18 protein-coding genes are annotated in these 19,937 nt (G+C 27.0%); 7 read left to right on the top strand and 11 right to left on the bottom strand.

The genetic code is table 11. The annotated features are described in order from the left end of the window. The first annotated feature begins 202 nt into the window (after positions 1-202). Positions 203-841: a sporulation membrane protein YtaF gene (gene ytaF / locus ABUA17_RS11595; RefSeq protein WP_042393919.1), complete on the top strand. Its 639-nt coding sequence runs from the start codon at positions 203-205 to the stop codon at positions 839-841. A 121-nt stretch (positions 842-962) separates the two neighbouring features. On the opposite strand, the gene ABUA17_RS11590 is transcribed toward ytaF, so the two are convergent. Continuing rightward, the gene (locus ABUA17_RS11590; protein ID WP_042393914.1) at positions 963-1,607 is read right to left on the bottom strand and encodes a pentapeptide repeat-containing protein; all 645 of its coding nucleotides are present in this window, start codon (positions 1,605-1,607) and stop codon (positions 963-965) included. A 161-nt stretch (positions 1,608-1,768) separates the two neighbouring features. Between ABUA17_RS11590 and ABUA17_RS11585 the strand changes: the two genes are divergently transcribed. Continuing rightward, positions 1,769-2,311, top strand: a complete 543-nt coding sequence (locus tag ABUA17_RS11585; protein WP_055275131.1) for an NADH peroxidase — start codon at positions 1,769-1,771, stop codon at positions 2,309-2,311. A gap of 26 nt (positions 2,312-2,337) precedes the next feature. Beyond that, positions 2,338-2,655, top strand: coding sequence for a DUF1540 domain-containing protein (locus ABUA17_RS11580; protein WP_055275133.1), 318 nt, complete (start codon positions 2,338-2,340; stop codon positions 2,653-2,655). A 51-nt stretch (positions 2,656-2,706) separates the two neighbouring features. Here the strand turns inward: ABUA17_RS11580 and ABUA17_RS11575 are convergent, their stop codons facing one another. The 8 genes from ABUA17_RS11575 to ABUA17_RS11540 form a co-directional block, all read right to left on the bottom strand. Then, entirely contained in the window at positions 2,707-3,597 is an 891-nt protein-coding gene (locus ABUA17_RS11575) for a tetratricopeptide repeat protein (protein WP_042393907.1), read from the bottom strand. Positions 3,598-3,775: 178 nt separating this feature from the next. After that, positions 3,776-4,489: a PHP domain-containing protein gene (locus ABUA17_RS11570; RefSeq protein WP_242833215.1), complete on the bottom strand. Its 714-nt coding sequence runs from the start codon at positions 4,487-4,489 to the stop codon at positions 3,776-3,778. 177 nt (positions 4,490-4,666) lie between these two features. Beyond that, the gene (gene truA, locus ABUA17_RS11565; RefSeq protein WP_154820453.1) at positions 4,667-5,416 is read right to left on the bottom strand and encodes a tRNA pseudouridine(38-40) synthase TruA; all 750 of its coding nucleotides are present in this window, start codon (positions 5,414-5,416) and stop codon (positions 4,667-4,669) included. A 76-nt stretch (positions 5,417-5,492) separates the two neighbouring features. Beyond that, positions 5,493-6,098 (bottom strand): hypothetical protein, encoded by a 606-nt coding sequence (locus ABUA17_RS11560; RefSeq protein ID WP_042393904.1) that lies wholly within the window; start codon positions 6,096-6,098, stop codon positions 5,493-5,495. Positions 6,099-6,205: 107 nt separating this feature from the next. Beyond that, positions 6,206-7,159 carry a patatin-like phospholipase family protein gene (locus ABUA17_RS11555; protein WP_195951169.1) on the bottom strand — a complete coding sequence of 318 codons (954 nt, stop codon included), beginning with the start codon at positions 7,157-7,159 and terminating at the stop codon, positions 6,206-6,208. A gap of 43 nt (positions 7,160-7,202) precedes the next feature. Next, complete coding sequence (locus tag ABUA17_RS11550; RefSeq protein WP_055275143.1) at positions 7,203-8,213, bottom strand: dipeptidase; 1,011 nt, start codon at positions 8,211-8,213, stop codon at positions 7,203-7,205. Between the two features lie 195 nt (positions 8,214-8,408). Continuing rightward, positions 8,409-10,136, bottom strand: a complete 1,728-nt coding sequence (locus ABUA17_RS11545; protein WP_042393903.1) for a phospho-sugar mutase — start codon at positions 10,134-10,136, stop codon at positions 8,409-8,411. Between the two features lie 151 nt (positions 10,137-10,287). After that, the gene (locus ABUA17_RS11540) at positions 10,288-10,893 is read right to left on the bottom strand and encodes a 50S ribosomal protein L25 (RefSeq protein ID WP_042393901.1); all 606 of its coding nucleotides are present in this window, start codon (positions 10,891-10,893) and stop codon (positions 10,288-10,290) included. 893 nt (positions 10,894-11,786) lie between these two features. On the opposite strand from ABUA17_RS11540, the gene glmS reads away from it, so the two are divergent. After that, positions 11,787-13,610, top strand: a complete 1,824-nt coding sequence (gene glmS / locus ABUA17_RS11535) for a glutamine--fructose-6-phosphate transaminase (isomerizing) (protein ID WP_042393898.1) — start codon at positions 11,787-11,789, stop codon at positions 13,608-13,610. A gap of 35 nt (positions 13,611-13,645) precedes the next feature. Here the strand turns inward: glmS and ABUA17_RS11530 are convergent, their stop codons facing one another. Next, complete coding sequence (locus ABUA17_RS11530) at positions 13,646-16,885, bottom strand: DEAD/DEAH box helicase (RefSeq protein WP_042393894.1); 3,240 nt, start codon at positions 16,883-16,885, stop codon at positions 13,646-13,648. A gap of 176 nt (positions 16,886-17,061) precedes the next feature. After that, a complete protein-coding gene (locus ABUA17_RS11525) occupies positions 17,062-17,415 on the bottom strand; it encodes an arsenate reductase family protein (protein ID WP_042393891.1) in 354 nt (117 codons plus the stop codon). 160 nt (positions 17,416-17,575) lie between these two features. Here ABUA17_RS11525 and ABUA17_RS11520 point away from each other — a divergent pair, with 160 nt between their 5' ends. From ABUA17_RS11520 to ABUA17_RS11510, 3 genes are all read left to right on the top strand, one after another. Then, entirely contained in the window at positions 17,576-18,013 is a 438-nt protein-coding gene (locus ABUA17_RS11520; protein WP_242833212.1) for a tetratricopeptide repeat protein, read from the top strand. Between the two features lie 88 nt (positions 18,014-18,101). After that, the gene (locus tag ABUA17_RS11515) at positions 18,102-18,911 is read left to right on the top strand and encodes a J domain-containing protein (RefSeq protein WP_195951168.1); all 810 of its coding nucleotides are present in this window, start codon (positions 18,102-18,104) and stop codon (positions 18,909-18,911) included. A gap of 52 nt (positions 18,912-18,963) precedes the next feature. Further along, the gene (locus ABUA17_RS11510; RefSeq protein ID WP_349818032.1) at positions 18,964-19,884 is read left to right on the top strand and encodes a DUF5685 family protein; all 921 of its coding nucleotides are present in this window, start codon (positions 18,964-18,966) and stop codon (positions 19,882-19,884) included. The last annotated feature ends 53 nt before the right edge of the window (positions 19,885-19,937 follow it).

Raw genomic sequence — 19,937 nt, 5'->3', positions numbered from 1 at the left:
TATATTATTTGGTTATCTTAAACAATAATTATAAATTTCTTTAATTATTTATTAATTTTTTGTTATTATATCTGGAAATAATTGTATTTTTATATAAACATACTATGCTATTTATCGGATTTTAAAAGTTTTTTTGTCTAAGTAACTAACTTTTTATCTTTGAATATACTAATTAATATAATTATGAAATAAGGAGCAACATATGTTTATATTCTCTTCTATTTTATTAGCATTTTCAGCAAGTTTGGACAGCTTAATTATTGGAATTGCTTATGGAATAAAAAAAATTAGAATCAAATTTAGTATAAATATAATCATAGCTTTAATAGTTACTTTAGGTACATTTTTATCTATGCTTCTTGGTGCTATATTAGGCAACTTTATTCCCGGATATATTTGCAATTATATAGGTGCAATACTTTTAATTGCAGTTGGAATTTGGATGACAATAGATTATTATAAAGATCAAAAAAGCCTTAGTAGTGATACAACAGATAGTGATGATATAAATAATGATTTAATAGATTCTTTAAATTATGATGAAATATTAACTAAAAACAAAACAGCAGACATAGATGGTTCTGGTAATATTGAATTAAAAGAGGCTGTTTCTCTAGCATTAGCTTTAAGTATAAATAACTTTGCATTAGGTATTGGTGCAAGTATGTCTGGAATTAGTATACCACTTACAACTGCCTTTACTTTTATATTTAGTGTTTTAATTTTAATCATTGGTTTTAAAATAGGTAACAGCTTCCTTTCTAAGATTTTTGGTAAATATTCTGGATTATTATCTGCACTAATAATAATTTTAATGGGTGTTTTCCAACTATTTTTTTGATTTTTAAAGTAATTAAAATTATTATTTTAATTATAAAAAAAGAAATATTATATCTACGAAAATTTTAAAATTTTCCCATCGATATAATATTTCTTTTTGAATTTTATCTTAAATTATACATTTATACTAATTCTTTTTTTATCATTCTTATAATATAACTTATTGTATAAAAGTCTCTATCTATTTTGGATTTTATTTTATCAAATCCTTGAATCAATTCACTTTCGCTAAAGTTTTCTAACAAAATCATTAATGTTAATGTATTAATTCCACCATCTTTAGTATCAAATATTCTTGAGTTTTTAACAAATATATTTTCCATGAAATCTTCTAAAGCTGCTTTTAATTCTACACTTAACTCCATTACTGGCATTTCATCAAAAATTCTTACACCTTCTAATTCTTTATTAAAATTTCTAGCCTTCTCTAATTTACATCCTAAAAATATTGTATTCTCAAATATAGCTTCTTTAAAATCTGCACCATCTAAATTTGCACCCTCAAAAATGGCATTTTTGAATTTTGAATTTTTAAATTTACTATTTTTTAAATTAGTTCCAATAAATTCCGTTCCCTCAAAACTTCCCTTAATAAAACTACAAGTTTTAAAATGAGCACCTCTAAAAGTTGCAAAATTAAAATTAGAATTTGAAAAATTGCAATTATAGCAATTACTTCTTTTAAAGTTTTTATACATAAAATTCTTATCTTTTTTTTCTACATTATTATAATGAAAATTTTCGATTCCGCTATTATCTTTTGCCATCTTTTTCTCCTCTTACTATATAGTATATCCTACAATATTATATATTTTTAGATCAAAAGTCAATTAAATATTCTAAATTTTTCAAATGAATATTAAATTTCATGCGTGAAATAATAATATAGATGTTTATTGTTTATATGATATTAAGGAGGTATTTTTAATTGAAAAAATTTATTTGTACAATATGCGGGTACGTTCATGAAGGCGATACTCCACCAGAAGTCTGTCCAGTATGTAAAGCACCTGCCAGTAAATTCGAAGAAATGAAAGGTGATATGGCTTGGGCTGATGAACATAGAATTGGCTTAGCTGAAGATGTTGATGAAGAAATCATCGAAGGATTAAGAGCCAATTTTACCGGCGAATGTACCGAAGTTGGTATGTATTTAGCAATGTCACGTGCTGCAGATCGTGAAGGTTATCCAGAAGTTGCAGAAGCATACAAAAGAATTGCTTATGAAGAAGCTGATCATGCTAGTAGATTTGCAGAAATGTTAGGTGAAGTTGTTTCTCCAAGCAGTAAAGCTAACTTACAAGCAAGGGTTGAAGCTGAATTTGGAGCATGTGATGGAAAGAAGAAACTTGCTACTTTGGCAAAACAACATAACTTAGATGCTATCCATGATTCAGTCCACGAAATGTGTAAGGATGAAGCAAGACATGGAAGAGCATTTAAAGGCTTATTAGACAGATATTTTAGTTAATAATTTATTTTTAAGGAGATATAAAAATGGCAAAAATTAATTGTGATGTATGTAATTGTTCATATAACAATTCAGGAGTTTGTTTTTCAAATCGTGTTGATATAGGCGGAATGGCTTCATCAACTGAAAACGATACATGTTGTGGGTCTTTTTTAGATAAAAAGCATTATAGTGATCTTACTAACTCTTCAGAAAGTTCAGGTCCTTGCGATTGTTTAGTTTGTAAAGTAAGTAGTTGTGAACATAATGAAAATTGTCTTTGTACCCTTTCTTCTATTCAAGTAAATGGATCTGAAGCAAATCTTTATACTGAAACTAACTGTGGAAGTTTCGATAAAAAATAATAATTTAGGCAAATGATATCTATAAATTTTATCATTTGCCTTTTATGTATTCTATTCTATTTCTCTATTTTCTTCATTTTTCTCTAAATCAATAATTAAATTTTTAATTTCTTCACTATCTAAACTATCATCAATTATTTCCTTAAAGTATTCAATTGCTTCACTATTTCTACCCTGTCTTAACAATTCATAAGCATATTCTTCAATAACTCTATTATCCTCAGGTTCTAAAGTATTTGCTTTTATTAAATACTCCTCAATACAATCATATTTTTTCAACTCTTTATAACATATAGCTAATGCAAAATAATTTTCACCATCATCCTTATTTATTTCTATAGCTTTATTAAAATACATAATTGCTTTTTCAAAATTTTTATTATTTGCTTCATAAATCCCAAGCCCTGTATAAGATCTACCACATTTATCATTTGCTTGGATTGATTCTACTAATGCTTCTTTTCCTAATTCACTATTATTTAAATCAATTAAATATGTCCATCCAATTATACACTTAAAATTTGAAATTTGTATATTATCACATTCATATTTTTCCATGTAATCAATACATCTATTTATTGCATCTACATAAAGCTTTTCTCTAATATCTAATTCTATTAAAAATGTATTAGCTAAATATTGTTCTTCCTCTTCTTTTAAGACTCTTTCAAAGCATCTTCTACTTTCAGCATAAAGTCCTAGTTCTAATAAAGCTTCACCTTTTACATTATATCCATAAACAATATAATCACATCCTAATTCAAAGGCTAAATCTATAGCTGCAATTGCCTCTTCAAAACACCCCTGAACTAAATAACAATGTCCAGTATATATTAAATATTCTGGATTCCCATTCTTTTTAAATCCATCACTTGCATATTTCATAGCTTCCTGAATATCACAAGCTAAAATTTCATTAAATGTTTCTTCAATATTTTCCATGATTTCTTCTTCCTTATCTAATTATTTATATTAATTATCTTTGCCATATTTTATATAGTCTATAATTATATAATTATGTAATCTTATAATTTTCTCTCTTTAAAAATTATAAAGCAAATATATAACAAAAAGCTATCTTTTATTATATATCAAAAGATAGCTTATAAATTAATTTTATTTAAATTTTAAATTCAGTATTTTTATCATAAGTATCAGCTTTTAATAAATATCTCTTTAATATCTTTGAAGAAAATATTTTAAAATTAAGTGCGGAGTTTATTTCAATAGTATAATCATTATTTTTGATACACTCTTTAAGTTCTTTAATTGTTTTACATTCTTTATTTAAACTAGTATATATTCCTCCAAGTTGGACTGGAGTATGACTATCACTGCCAGTTATTATATTTAAGCCTAACTCTTGAGATAAATTAATAACTTCATCTCTGGCAATTCCTTCACCTTTTTTAAATATATCTTTTCCATTTAAATCTAATGCATCAAGTCTTTTTAATAATTCATGAGGATGCTTACATAATTTATGTCCTCTTCTACATGGATGTGCACCTATTTTTAGTAAATTAAATACTTCTGCTAAATCCAATAATTCCTCTAAATCAATTAAGTTCTCTTTTTCCCTAAAAGTTTCAAGGGACTTATATATATTTACTATGCTTTCTCTATCCCCACAAAGTATCACATGACCTTTGTTTTTCACACTTACTTCCATAGCTGGGAATACTGAAATACCATCGATAATATATCTATCTCCATCATAAGTATAGTTTTTTTCTAAGAAATCATAAATTACTAAAAAATCCTTAGCATTAAAATGCTCACATAAAACTATAGCATCTAATCCATTATCTTTTGAAAAGTATATCTCATTCATAAAAAAATCTTTATTGAAATCTTTCCGCTTGCTTAACAAACCATGGACATGAAAATCCACATTCATTTATTTTTCACACCCTCAATTAATTTATACTTTTCTAGGTATAATAAAACAACCTATATTCATTAGTATATTAATTTTCCTTCTTTTATGTTAATTATTATGATAAATTTTTTAATAATTTACTTCCTTCATACAAAGTCCTTTTGCTGGTGCTTTTACTGCAAGTTCACTTCTTTGTTTAGATTGAAGCATTTTTTTAATATCCTCAGGTTCTATTTGCCCCTTACCAACATTTATTAATGTTCCACTTAATATTCTAACCATGTTTATTAAAAACCCATTCCCGTTGTATTCTATTTTAATAATATTATCTTTTTCTGTAATATTTATATAATTAATAGTCCTAACAGTAGATTTTTTTGATTTATCTTTTACACCACTAAACCCTTTAAAATCATGAGTTCCAATAAAATATTTACTTGCCTCTTTCATTTTTTCAATATTTAATTGTCCCTCAACATGATAAGCATATTTCTTAATAAAAACATTTGCAAATCTATTATTATCAATAGTATATACATAAGTCTTTGAAATAGCATTTAATCTTGAATGAAATCTATCACTTACATCTCTTAATGAAATTACTGATATATCTTCTGGTAAAAACTCGTGTAAGTACTTCGACATATCCTTAATATTTTTGTTACTATTAGTTTTAAAATTTGCAGTATACTTATCTGCATGAACTCCAGTATCAGTTCTTCCACATCCAATTACTTGAATTTCTTCTCCTGTCATTTTAGATAAAACATTCTCAATTTTTCCCTGTATGGTAGATACATCCATCCCTTTTATATTTTGCTTTTGCCACCCCTTATATCTTGATCCATCATATTGAATTGTCATTCTTATATTTCTCATATTTTATCTCTCTTTTCTTTAAATTTAAACATTAGTAGATTTTACTTCTTATATTTTGAAAATTGATTTTAATTTCCTATCTATTCTTAAGTTTAAAACCTTCTTTGTAGTTAACAACCTTAACATTAAGTACATTTAACAACTTTTCTAAACTTTTAACTTGATTTATATATTCAATCTTTCCACTAGCAAGTAAATTATTAATATTATTTATAATATCTTGTTTTTCATCTTCTCCTAAGCGTCTCTTAGTTTTAATTACAGCTCTATTTATGAATGTTAGTGTTTCCCAAATTTGTTCATTTGTTATTTTACTAAAATCATTTATTACTCTAGTATATCCTACTCGTCTATTATTTGGAGGATATGCTTCTTTAAAGAACTCTAAAAAATAGTTCATTTCCTTAGGATCTTTATTTTCAACAAACTTCCCTAATGCTGATTTTAATTGATTTTTTAAATACATGATAGTATTTGCTTTTACAATTGTATTCATTTCCTCTATACTCTTATAAATTACATTATATATTTCTTGAATTTTATCACTTTCTAACCCCTCTTTTGCTAGAGGTTTTATTTTTTCTATTGCTTCTAATATGTTCTTTTTAGAATTTAATTCTTTTCCACATAGTTCGTTTAAAATTTCTTTTCCTGTCAATTCTTTTAAATTATTCTCTTCCATCCTTAGTTTCCTACCTTAATTATTTTCTTTTATTAATAAAATATTGATATGATACTATAAACATTGCACCATATCAATATTCACTATTATATTAATATTTCAATAAACTAATGTCTATTTCTATTTATTAGTTCTTTATTATATTCTTCATGCTTTTTTATTAGTTTTTTAATATCTTTTCCTTTTATCATATCAATTATCATTGGTGCAAGTATAGTTAGTGCATCTCTATACCCTAGTTCAATATGTTGATTTAATGCACTTGGTCTAATATTTAAAGAACCAATTCCTTCTATAAGCTCTAATTGTGTTGAAGGATATATTTCAATAATATTTGCATTTTCAAAACCTTCTCTATTCAAATCTTCCTTATAAGATAAATGAACAACTATAATAATATCACAATTATGATCTTTTAGTGGAGCAATTGGAACATTATCTACATTAGGTTCCCTATACTGTGGGTTATTTACTCCCCCATCAGCATATCTATATTCATCAATTTCAATTGGTTTAAATAAAAATGGTACTGCACATGATGCTATGCAAATATCTAATGCCTTTTTGTCATCGTAATCATTAAGCTTAAAATACTCAGGTTTTTCTAAATCAATATTATAAGCACAAGCATATAATATTTTTTTACTTTGTCTAATTACATTAAAATCAACATAATCTTCAATAAAACTCCTTATACCACTTTGTGATAACAAACCAATATCATTTTTTTTGAATAAGTCAGCTAGCTTTTTTTCTTTATCTACAGTATCCTCTCTTTTAATTAATTTCTTTATATTAATATCCCTTATTTTATTTTCATTATTAATAAATCTCGAATAAGAAATATTAGACCAACTCTTATCCATAACATTTCCATCATTCATAGAAAGCATAAGGCCATTAATTGTACCTATTGATGTACCTGAAACTACACTAACCCTTCTTATTATATCTAATTCCCAAAGTGCTTTAAATACTCCAGCTTCATACGCACCTTTAGCTCCACCACCAGCTAAAACTAATCCTATATTTAAATCAAATAATTTTTCAACATCTATCAACTAAGATCATCATCCTTAATACTAATAATAATTATTATACACTTTATAATAATTCCTTATATAAATTCATAGTATTCTTATAAAATATTTTTTCTACCTCTTCATAAGTAAAATCATTATTCAAAAGCGCTTCTGCCAATAATTGAATTTGTGATGCATCCTTAATTTCTAATGTACTTTGTATTCCATCAAAATCTGTGCCTAATGCAATTACATCTATTCCACCTACATTTTTAATATGCTTAATGTGTTTTACCAAATCTTCTATATAAGTAAAAGTTAGATCTGTATGAGGCGTTGGCATAACAAAATTTGAACAAAAATTAATACCTACAACTCCACCCTTATCAGCAAGCTTCCTTATCATATCATCAGTTAAATTTCTAACAACATTTGTAACAGCTCTTGCATTACTATGACTTGCTACAAATGGTTTTTTGCTATATTTTAGAACATCATAAAATCCAGCATCAGATAAATGAGAAACATCTACTATAATCCCTAATCGTTCCATTTCTCTTAATAATTCAACTCCAAATGCTGTAAGTCCAAATTCAGTATTAGGAGTTATAAGGTCTACTTTTTCAGTTATATTTCCACATGCATCAATCTTAAATTTAAAGTTTGGAAAACCTACTCCATTTATGTGATTCCATGTTAATGTTATAAGTCTAACCCCTTGTTCATAAACCGTTTTTAAGTTTATAAGAGAACCTTCTAATGCTCCTGCATCTTCTATTGTTAATAATGCACCTATTTTATTCTCATTAGCACACATAGATATATCTTCATATGAATAAACAGGCTTAATTATATCTCTGTTTTCCTCTAACTCTTCGTAATAAACTTGTATCATTTCTTGCAAGGTTTTATAGGGATTTTTATATTTTTTTATATCTATAAACATTGCAAAATTTTGAAGTAAATAATCTCCCTTTATTAGTTTATTTATATCTACATGTAAATTATTTTCTTTCAATTCATATTTATTTCCTAAAAGTCTATTTTCATAGATTTCTCCTATAGTATCACAATGCATATCAACAACTCTCATTCCCATTTTCCTCCAGATAAATATCTACCTTAATTATACCATATATAACTTCATATGAAAAAAGTACCACATCTATACCTGTAAACTAAATCTAATACTCAGAATAATTTATAAAATATAATTAACCTAAATTCAATTAATTTTTATAAAAAAAGTTGTTACATTCTTAAGAATGCAACAACTTCTACCTTTATATTAAGCTAATTTTTCATTTATTATTTCCATAACTTTTTCGTTAAATCTCTTTAACTTTTCTTCAGCATTAGTTAAGCTTTCACCTTTAACAGCTGAATAAACTTTCATTTTTGGTTCTGTACCTGAAGGTCTAACTACAAATGATGAACCATCAACTAAAATATATTTTAATACATTTGATTTTGGTAAGTTAATAACTTCTTCAGAAGCATTTACTAAATCTTCCTCTTTGCTTAATTTATAATCAAGTCTTTTTGCAATTTTAACACCATCAACTTCTGTTAAAGCTGTTTCTCTTAGTAAATCTAAACACTTACCTATTTTTTCTTGACCTTCTTTTCCTTGTAACTCAATTGAAATTAAGTCTTCTTTGAAGAATCCAACTCTATTATAAAGTTCAATTAATGCTTCATATAAAGATTTTCCTTGCTCTTTATAGTAAAGTGTCATTTCTGCTATTAACATTGAAGCTATAACAGCATCTTTATCTCTAACAAATTCTCCAGCTAAATATCCATAACTTTCTTCAAATCCAAATAAATATTTTTTATCTCCATTTTCTTGGAATTGTCTTATTTTTTCTCCAATATATTTGAATCCAGTTAATACGTCCATTATTTCAACGCCATAGTAGTTAGCTATAGCTCTTGCACCTTCAGAAGTTACGATAGTCTTAATAACAACACCGTTTGAAGGTAATTTACCTTCTTCCTTAAGAGATGATAATATATAATCTGTTAACAATAAACCAGTTTGATTACCTGTTAATACTTTATATTCTCCACTATTTTCCTTAACAACAACACCAATTCTATCACAATCTGGGTCAGTACCAAATATTATATCTGGGTTGCTTGTTTTAGCCATTTCTAAAGCTAATTCAAATACTTGAGCATTTTCTGGATTTGGGTAAGAAGCAGTTGGGAAATTACCATCTGGCATTTCTTGTTCTTTAACAACTTCTACATTCTCATATCCTAATTCTTTTAATACTCTTCTTACTGGCATATTACCACTTCCATGAATTGGAGTGTAAATAACTTTTAAATCTTTAGCCTTTTCTTTTACTAATTCTGTTCTAATAGTAAGAGCTTTTACTTCTTCAAGATAAGCCTTGTCTACATCTTCACCTATATATTCTAAAAGATTATCTTTTAATGCTTCTTCTAAAGCAATAGTCTTTATATCTTCATAGTTTACTATACTATTAACTTCCCCTATTATTAACCCCGCCTTTTCATCAGTAACTTGACCACCGAATTCGTCATAAACCTTATATCCATTATATATTTTAGGGTTATGTGAAGCAGTAATTACTATTCCACCTTGACAATTTAAATGTCTTACAGTAAATGAAAGCATTGGCGTTGGTCTTAGGCTTTCAAATAAAAATACCTTTACATTATTTGCACAAAGTGTTAATGCTGCAGCTTCAGCAAACTCTTTTGACATGTTTCTTGAATCATATGCAATTGCAACCTTTGGAGCTTCAAAATTTTTATTTAAATAGTTAGCAAATCCTTGAGTTGCCTTTGATACTGTATAGACATTCATTCTGTTAGTTCCAGCACCTATAACCCCTCTTAGACCACCTGTACCAAAATCTAATTCCTTATAAAATCTATCTTCTATTTCCTTTTCATCTGTAATGCTTCTTAATTCTTCTTTTATTGTTTCTGATATTACTTTTGAGTTTAACCACTCATTATACTTCTCTTTGTAATCCATATTATCCCTCCTAAACATTTTCAGTAGTCCATACATTAGTTATTATATACCAAAATCTTATAAATTTAAATAAAAAAATAAGAGTTATCTTTAAAATTATTTATAACTCTTATTTTTAGTATATTTTTTATTCTATTTTTAATATATTTTTTTATTCTGCAACATCTTTTACATCAGCATCTTCTGCTTCTTCCATATCTCTACTAACTGTATTTCGTTCATAGCTAATAGATGCAATTACTGAATTTAAATCATCTAATACTGATATTTCTGATGCCACTTCTAAATCCCCAAATTTATAAACAGATCCAACAGTTCCTGTACCTATATTAAAATCTATATATTTAGGTATTGAATCAACTGTACATTCAACCTTTACACTATCCTTTTCTTTTTGTAATACAATTCCCTTCTTATTTAGGAACTCTTCTCCTATATAATGAATTGGAACTGAAGAAACAACTTTTTCTGCTCCGTTTACTTCTTCTAAATCTAAATGAATAATTTTGTTAGTTACAGGATCTTTTTGAACTTCTTTAATTAATCCTTTATGTTTTTCTCCATCTAAACAAAAATCAAGAACTCCATGTTGCCCATTTCTTGCTACTTCATGAGCTAATTCAAGTTCTCCAACTTCAAATAATAAGTTCTTTATTGCCTTACCATATAAAACTCCTGGAACCTTTCCATTTTTTCTCGCTTTCTTTGCACTATTTGGAACATCTATAGATCTTCTATTAATTTCTAAATCTGACATTTCACATTACCTCCTGTTTTTAAACTCTCTTAGGTATTTTTGCCAAGAATTTAATAATTTATACATCTAACTTGCTAAATTATGTGTGTTTTTTACCTTACATACATTTTTAATAATATTTATAAAACTTTAAATAAACTACAAATTTATCAACTAATAATAATTTACTTTTTCCTATTTTTATATATTTTTATCTATTTTTTTCATCTTTATGCATATAATAATATTATTTGAGTTACTGTTTATAGTGATATATGGATTAGGTATTTATATAACTGCTATAGACAAATGTTTATTTTATGATAAAATTATGGGGTGGTATACTAAATAATTAGCAAAGGATGTGATTATTATAGTAATACAGCAGAAAAAAATTTCATAAAAGCGCCAGAACTTAAGTGAAGCTCTGAATTTTAATTCGGCACGCTGAACTTACTCAGTTTAATCTGAGTTTCCTTAATGAAAAGGAAACTCCTACTATCGTAGGAGCAAGTTCGCCTAACCAAATCGAAGATTGCTTTGGAAAAGGAAACTCCTACTATCGTAGGAGTAAGTTCGCCTAACCAAATCGAAGATTGTTTTGGAAAAGGAAACTCCTACTATCGTAGGAGTAAGTTCGCCTAACCAAATCGAAGATTTGGAGGCTCACTTAAGTTGACGAGGATGGGGAGTATCGAATTCTTCGGCGGGTGCCCCACGGTATCGCACTACCGTTAACAACTAGTAAAACTACAAAGTGATTTGTAGCACAATCCTAGTTTGGTGTTAAAACCTTCATTGTGTTTTTAGAGGTCCTAGTATTAGTATACCCTTTTTAAATACTATCCTTTAATTATCATAATAAATCAAAGTAAAATAAAAATAATTTAATAATGGAAGGAAGATTTATTTATATGTGCGGAATAGTTGGTTATGTAGGAAATAGACAAGCGTCTAATTTATTAGTAGAAGGATTATCAAAATTAGAATATAGAGGATATGATTCTGCAGGAGTTGCCATTTTAAATAATGGAATTAATGTTAGAAAGTTTAAAGGACGTTTAAATAATTTAGCAACAAGCCTAAAGGAAAATCCTATAAACGGTCATATTGGAATTGGTCATACAAGATGGGCTACTCATGGTGAACCATCAGATGTTAATTCACATCCTCATACTACAGAAAATGCTACAATTAGTGTAGTTCACAATGGTATTATAGAAAACTATATGAAATTAAGAGAATGGTTAACTTCAAAAGGATATAAGTTCTTCTCTGAAACAGATACAGAAGTTATACCAAACTTAGTTGACTACTACTATGAAGGTGATTTATTTGAAGCAGTTGTTAAAGCAACTTCTAAACTTGAAGGAAGTTTTGCAATTGGAGTAATAGCTAAAAATGAACCTGATAAAATAGTTGCAGTTAGAAAAGATAGTCCTCTTATAGTTGGCTTAGGAAAGAATGAAAGCTTTATTGCTTCAGATATTCCTGCTGTATTAAACCATACAAGAGAAGTTTATTTATTAGAGGATAAAGAGTTTGCTATTTTAACATCAAATGGCGTTGAACTAAGAAATGAAGATGGAGAAAAAATTGAAAAGGAAATTTACCATGTTACTTGGAACATCGATGCAGCTGAAAAAGGTGGATTTGAAGATTTCATGTTAAAAGAAATTCATGAACAACCAAAAGCTGTTAAAGATACTTTAGCAGGTAAAATTGTCTTAGGAAAAGAAATAACAATAGATAATATAGCATTTACAAAGAAAGAGTTAGAAAACTTTGATAGAATTTATATAGTGGCTTGTGGAACTGCATACCATGCTGGTTTAGTTGGTAAAACAGTAATCGAAAAATTTGCTAAAATACCAGTAGAAGTTGATATAGCATCTGAGTTTAGATATAGAGATCCAATGATAACTGATAGAACATTAATAATCGTTGTATCTCAATCTGGTGAAACTGCTGACACTTTAGCTGTTTTAAGAGATGGTAAGAAACAAGGTGCTAGAGTTTTAGCTATAACTAATGTTGTAGGTTCATCTGTATCAAGAGAAGCTGATGATGTATTCTATACATTAGCTGGGCCTGAAATAGCTGTTGCTTCAACAAAGGCTTATGTTACTCAATTAGCAGCATTTTATATCTTAGGATTATATTTTGCTTCATTAAAAGGCACTATGTCAGATGAAGAAATCGAAGAAATTAAGACACATTTATTAGAGATACCAAATAAAATAGAAAAAGCATTAGGAATGAAAGATTCTCTTCAAAAATTTGCTTCTTCTCACTATAATCATAAAGATATGTATTTCTTAGGTAGAGGGCTTGACTATGCCGTTGCAATGGAAGGCTCATTAAAACTTAAAGAAATATCTTATATTCATTGTGATGCTTATGCTGGTGGTGAATTAAAACATGGTCCTATAGCTTTAATAGAAAAAAATACTGCAGTTATTACTCTTTTAACTCAAGAAGGACTAAAAGATAAAATGATTAGTAACGTTAGAGAAGTTTCTACAAGAGGTGGAAATATATTTGCAGTTGTAAATGAAGGCGATACTACTACTAAGGAAGTTGTTGATGACTTAGTTTATATACCAAAAACTATTGATATGTTAACTCCACTAGTAAGTGTTGTTCCACTACAATTAATTTCTTATTACGTTGCAAAACAAAAAGGCTGTGACGTTGATAAGCCAAGAAACCTAGCAAAATCTGTTACAGTTGAATAATAATAGAAAGGATACACAATATGTGTATCCTTTTTTTAGTTAAACAATTCAGTTATTTCTTCAGAACTTAAGCTACTTAAGAAACCTCCATTAGTATAATTTCCATCCATTATATCATTAATAATTTCTTTCTTACTTTCTTGTAGTTTAATTATCTTTTCTTCAATACTTCCCTTTGCGATAAGCTTAATAACTTCTACAACATTCTTTTGTCCAAATCTATGTGCTCTATCGGTTGCTTGGTCTTCAATAGCTGGATTCCACCATGGATCAAAATGAATAACAACATCTGCTGATGTTAGATTTAATCCTGTTCCTCCTGCTTTCAATGATATTAAAAATACTTTAACTTTGTTTGAATTATTAAATTCATTTACAAGCTGAACCCTTTCTGAAGCCTTCGTACCTCCATCTAAATAGAAATACTCAATCCCTTCTGCTTCAAAAATATTTTTTATACTATCAAGTACAGATGTAAATTGAGAGAATAATAATATCTTATGATTATTATTTATAAATTCATTTATTAGTTCTACAGTTATATCAATCTTACCACTTCCCCCAGTGTATCCTTCAACAAGTATACTTGGATCTAATGCAAGTTGTCTAAGCTTAGTTAAATAAGAGAAAATTGTGATCTTATCTTTAGTCACACCCTTTTCTCTCATTTTTATTTTAATATCATCTACATAAGATTTATAGACCTTCTTTTGCTCTTTAGTCATTTCAATTACATATCTTTTTTCAATTTTATCTGGCAACTCACTCATAACATCACTTTTTAATCTTCTAAGTATAAATGGTTTAATAAGCTTCTTTAATTCAGATGTTCCTTTTCCCATTTTAATAAATTTATCTTGGAATTTTCTTTTGGAATATAAATATCCAGGCATAATATAATCAAATAAAGACCACAATTCTAAAAGATTATTTTCAATTGGAGTTCCTGTTAATGCAAATTTTACCTTAGCGTTTAATTCTTTAACAACTTCACTACTTTGTGATAAAGGGTTTTTAATATTTTGAGCCTCATCAATTATACAATAATCAAAGTTAATACCTTCATATAAATTATAATCATTTCTTAATGTTCCATAAGTTGTAATTAACACATCATACTCATTAACATCTTCTTTTGTAAATGCTCTTTCTTCTTTGTTTCCATGGATTATCTTAATCTTCAAAGAAGGGGCAAACTTTTCAAATTCACTTTTCCAATTATAAATTAATGATGTTGGTGTTATTATGATACTTTTCTTTCCAAGTTCCGATAATAAAAATGTAATAGTCTGAAGTGTTTTTCCTAATCCCATTTCATCTGCTAAAATTCCACCAAATTCATAATAACTTAAAGTTTTAAACCACTTAAACCCTGTTAATTGATAATCTCTCAAAGTTGCTTTTAATTCTTTTGGCACTTCATAATTAACACTATTTAAATTTTCTATTTTATAAGAAATATGTTCTACTATATCTTTACCGTGTATAAAAGATAAATTATTTTCTTTTATGCTATTGTTGATAAATAATGCTTTGCTTTTATGTACCTTAATTTCATTAGATTCAATAATGGATTCTTCATTTAAGCTATCAATTAAATTAAATAATTTACTTACTTCTTCATCTTTTAAATCAATAAAACTTTCATCTTTTAACTTAAAAAATCTTCTATTGTCCTTAAAAGCAGCAATTATTTTCTTATATTCATCTTCACTAACATTTTCTATATTAAAAGAAAATTCTAAATAATTCCCTCTTCCTTCTGTAATAGAAGCATTCAACGATGAAGCTCCATAAATCCTTCTTTCTTTAAATCTATCAGAATAATATACAGTAGCTTTATCTTTTAATATTGATAAATCATCTGAAAGTAGCTCAAATAATTTTTCATCATCACCGTTAAACATAAATACATCTTTACTTCTATAAAAAGCAAAATTATTTAATATTTTTTCTATTTCTTCTTCTTCATTTAAGTCTCTAATAACATACTCATTATCCTTTTCGCCTTTTATCATATTAAAATTTACGTCACCATAATAAATCTTAACTAAGGCCCAAGTTTTCTTCCTATCTCTATCTAAATATACTTCAAACCTTGGTTTTTCTTTAACTATACTTTTTTTAAGACTATCATCTATATTTATTTCATCACTTATAGTTTCAAATAAAGGTAAAACTTTATTAAACACTTCTTTCTTTTTATTATCTTTAAACACAATCACAGGAGCTTTTATAAATATATCATTTATAGTTTTATAATATTTTATTTGATTTTCACTAGGTAAATAAATATTATTCTCATAAAGATATACATCACCTTTATAATTTAATGGTTTTGGTACGTCTTCATTAGAAGAAATTTTAATTTCTCCGTTTTCTTCATTTATATTGAACTTTACCGGCAATTCTTCTTTAAGTACTTGTAGTTCAAGTGTAGTAACAGCTTCAGTGAATGTTATAAATTTATCCCCTACGCTGCTTAATAACCTTCTTAAAGCACTTTGAGGTATAAATAAAGACTTATTATTCCCAAATATACTGTTAGTAATTCTATTAATTGAATACTCCTTTTCAAAAGGTTCATTTAAAGATACATATTCTTCAATAAAATTTAAAATATTTTCATCTTCTTCTGAAAAATAATGTATTGATGGATCATATTTAAATTCTTTTCCATATGATAATGTTTTATTATATCTTCTAGCATTAATTAATTCTGCTATATTCTTAACAACATAATATTTTTTAGTCCCTATTTTCAAATCTAACTCATAGAAATATTTATATTTTGTTATATCCTTCTTAGTTAAATTTACTTGTATGCTAGCCCTTTCTTTATTACAGTTGTTTATTTTATTTATTACGCTAAGTAATTTATCTGAATAATCCTCATTTTCACTATCCAAATTATTTATTTTCTCTTTTTTAGCATTACTTTTTTCTTCAACTGCTGCTTCAAATTTATAAAACGTAGCCCCTATATGCTTACAAATATATGTTGAATTAAAATCACAATTATTTTCAAAATCTACGCAATTACATTCAGTATAAATTAACTCATTCTTTTTTAAGTCAAATGATAAATTTGTATTATAAACATTTAAATCATTTTCAGACATGACTTTCCCATATATATCTAAGGATCCATATTCTTTATCTGCTATAGATTTTATATCCAGTACTAATCCTTCTTTAAAACATTTCATTCCCCTATAAAGACGATTATTACTATCTTTTTTTAATATTAATGCGTTTAGCTGCGTCACATTCATCCTAAGTCACCTCATTAAATGAACTATTTTATATATTAACTTTATTTAGAGTTTATTCATTTCAATTATTCTAAAAAGCACTATCAATTATTTTACCACATTTTTCACTAACTGATACATTATTTTAACAAAAAAGAATGTATCAAAATATCTTTATTTTGATACATTCAATAAATTTAAATGATTTCTTTGTATGTTTCCTCTTTAAATCCTACTAATACTTTTTCTTCAGTGATTAATAATGGTCTTTTTACAAGCTTTCCATCACTTGCCAAAAGCTTAATCATTTCTTCTTGACTCATATCTTTCAACTTATCTTTTAAATTCATTTCTCGATATAAAACACCTGAAGTATTAAAGAATTTTTTAATTTCTAATCCACTTAACTTTATCCATTTACCTAATTCTTCTTCTGTAGGATTATTTAATACTATATCTCTATCTTCAAAATCTACATTATTTTCTGTTAAAAATTTCTTTGCTTTTCTACAAGTTGTACATTTAGGATATTCAATAAATAATTTTTTCATAAGTATCTCCTTTTTTCATTTTTTTATAATTCTATCACACTTATAATATAATAGTAAATAATAGTATAAATTTTATATTTTTATTTATGATTAATATTAGATAATTGTATATAATATATATATTAAAATTATTATTTTTTTAGTAAAAGGAGTTGATATCTTGGAAAATTCACTAAATAAAAATGAATCTCTTTTTAATATTATTAATACGTTGATAATCAATAGAAATTACATAGAAGCTGAAAATATATTAAACTCTACAACCAATAGGAATTCAGAGTATCATTATCTATATGGATTAATTTTAAAGAATAAGGCTTGGTTTGATGCAGCTTTACCTCACTTTAAAAAAGCAGTACTCTTATCACCAAACAATACCCAATATAAAGATGAACTTATTTCACTTATGGGCAGACATAGATATTATTCAGATGATTACTATAATAACAGTTATAGAAGAAGAAATCGTGGTTGTTCATGCTGCTGTTGTGATGATTGTTGTGATTGCTGTGACTGTGGTAATTTTAGCTGTTGTGACCTTATTTGTTTAGATCAATGCTGCGAATGTATGGGTGGAGACTTAATAGATTGTATTTAATATTATTTCTATTATTTTATTGAATCACTTATTTACATTAATGTGAATATATTATAATGATTTAACAATCTTTCTAAGGAGATTTAATATGAACCCTTATAAGGTACTAGGTGTACGACCTAATGCATCTTTAGATGAAATTAAAACAGCCTATGAATCCCTTGCAAATACCTATGATATAAATAGTTATGAAGGTTCTCTAGAAGAACCTCTTGCTGAAGATAAGCTTTCAGAGTTAAATACAGCCTATAATAGTTTAATTAATGAGTATAAATACAAAGATATACGTGAATTAATTGAAAAGCAACAATTTTTATCAGCTGAAACACAATTAAATTTAATTACTGATAAGTCATCTGCTGAATGGAACTATTTACAAGGCTTTGTATTATTAAAAAAAGGTTGGTTCAAAGCAGGAGTTAATCATATGAAGGTGGCTGCAGAACTTAATCCAGATAATGAGGAATATCAAGAGGCATTAATGGTTTTAGCTAAAAAAGTAAGACAAATGAAGGCAAATTATGCTCGTGCTATGCAAAGTAATGCAGCTGCACAAAATAATAATAACATGTGTGGCGGCGGTGGCGGAAACCAAGCTAATATGTGTGGCGGACAAGGATCTGGTGGCGGAATTGATCCAAATGTATTAAATATGTTGATGAATAATGCTGGTAATATGGGCGGTGCTAATCCTATGGGTGGAGGAGCTAATAACATGGCTGGTGCAGCTAATAATGCCAATCCTATGAATGGAGCAACTAATCCTTTAAATAATATGGCTGGCATTGCTAATAATATGGGTGGAAATCCAATGCAAAATATGCTACTCCAAAGTCTTTTAGGCGGTGGTGGTAATGGAATGAATATGTGTGGTAACGGCGGTGGTGGAATGTGCTAAAACATCGCTTAGACGTCCAAAACTATCTATGAAGCTATAAAGGAGTCTTATAATGTTTGGATACGTCACACCTCTTAAAAGCGAACTTAAAGTTAAAGAATTTGAATACTTTAGAAGCTATTATTGTGGCTTATGCAACGAAATTAAAAATCAATTTGGTAATATTCCCAGATTCTGCCTAAATTATGATTTAACTTTCATTGGTTTTATGTTAGATGGACTTTTTAGTGATCCTCTAAAATTAAAAGAGGTAAAATGTATACGCCATCCCGGTAAAAAACTTATTATTACTGCTGAATCCCAATGTTTAAATTATTGTGCAGACTTAAGTATATTACTATTTGATTATAAACTTAAAGATAATATAGAAGATGATAAAAGTATAAAAAGTAAGTTTTTTAAGCTACTTCTTTCACCCTCATCTAAAAAGAGTTTTAATAATTTAAATACAATAGCTGATAAAATATCAACTAATTTAAACCTAATTTCTAATTTTGAAAAGACAAAAGCCTTTTCTTCATTAGATGAAATATCTCATCCTTTTGGAGATATTATGGCATGTGTATTAAGTGATTTTCCGTATAAATTTGAAGAAGATAGTAAAATATTAAGGGATAACTTATATTCACTTGGATATTTTATTGGTAAATGGATTTATTTAATAGATGCTTTAGATGATTTAAAAGATGATATGTCTACAAATAATTTTAATCCTTATAATATTTTATATAACACCCAAAATTTATCTTACGAAGATTTAATATCTTACTGCATTGAGGATATTGATTTTTCTATTTTGAATAGCTTGGTTAATTGTAGTGAAATTTTAAAAAACATTCCATTTAAAAAACATTATAGTATAATTGAAAATGTTATTAATCTTGGAATGCTAAACAAATATTATGAGGTATTAAATAAATATCCTTTTATTAATATCAAAAAGATAAATGGGGCTGTCGCACTAAATAATTAGTGCGAGGCCCCTTTTGCAAAAAAAAAATAAATCCCAGACTCTATAAGCCTAGG

Source organism: Clostridium sp. RTP31139st1_H3_RTP31139_211217 (assembly GCF_040227035.1).
Classification (GTDB): Bacteria; Bacillota; Clostridia; order Clostridiales; family Clostridiaceae; genus Clostridium; species Clostridium saudiense.
Note: the sequence above shows the minus strand (reverse complement) of the source record. Positions and strands in the feature narration are given on the sequence as shown.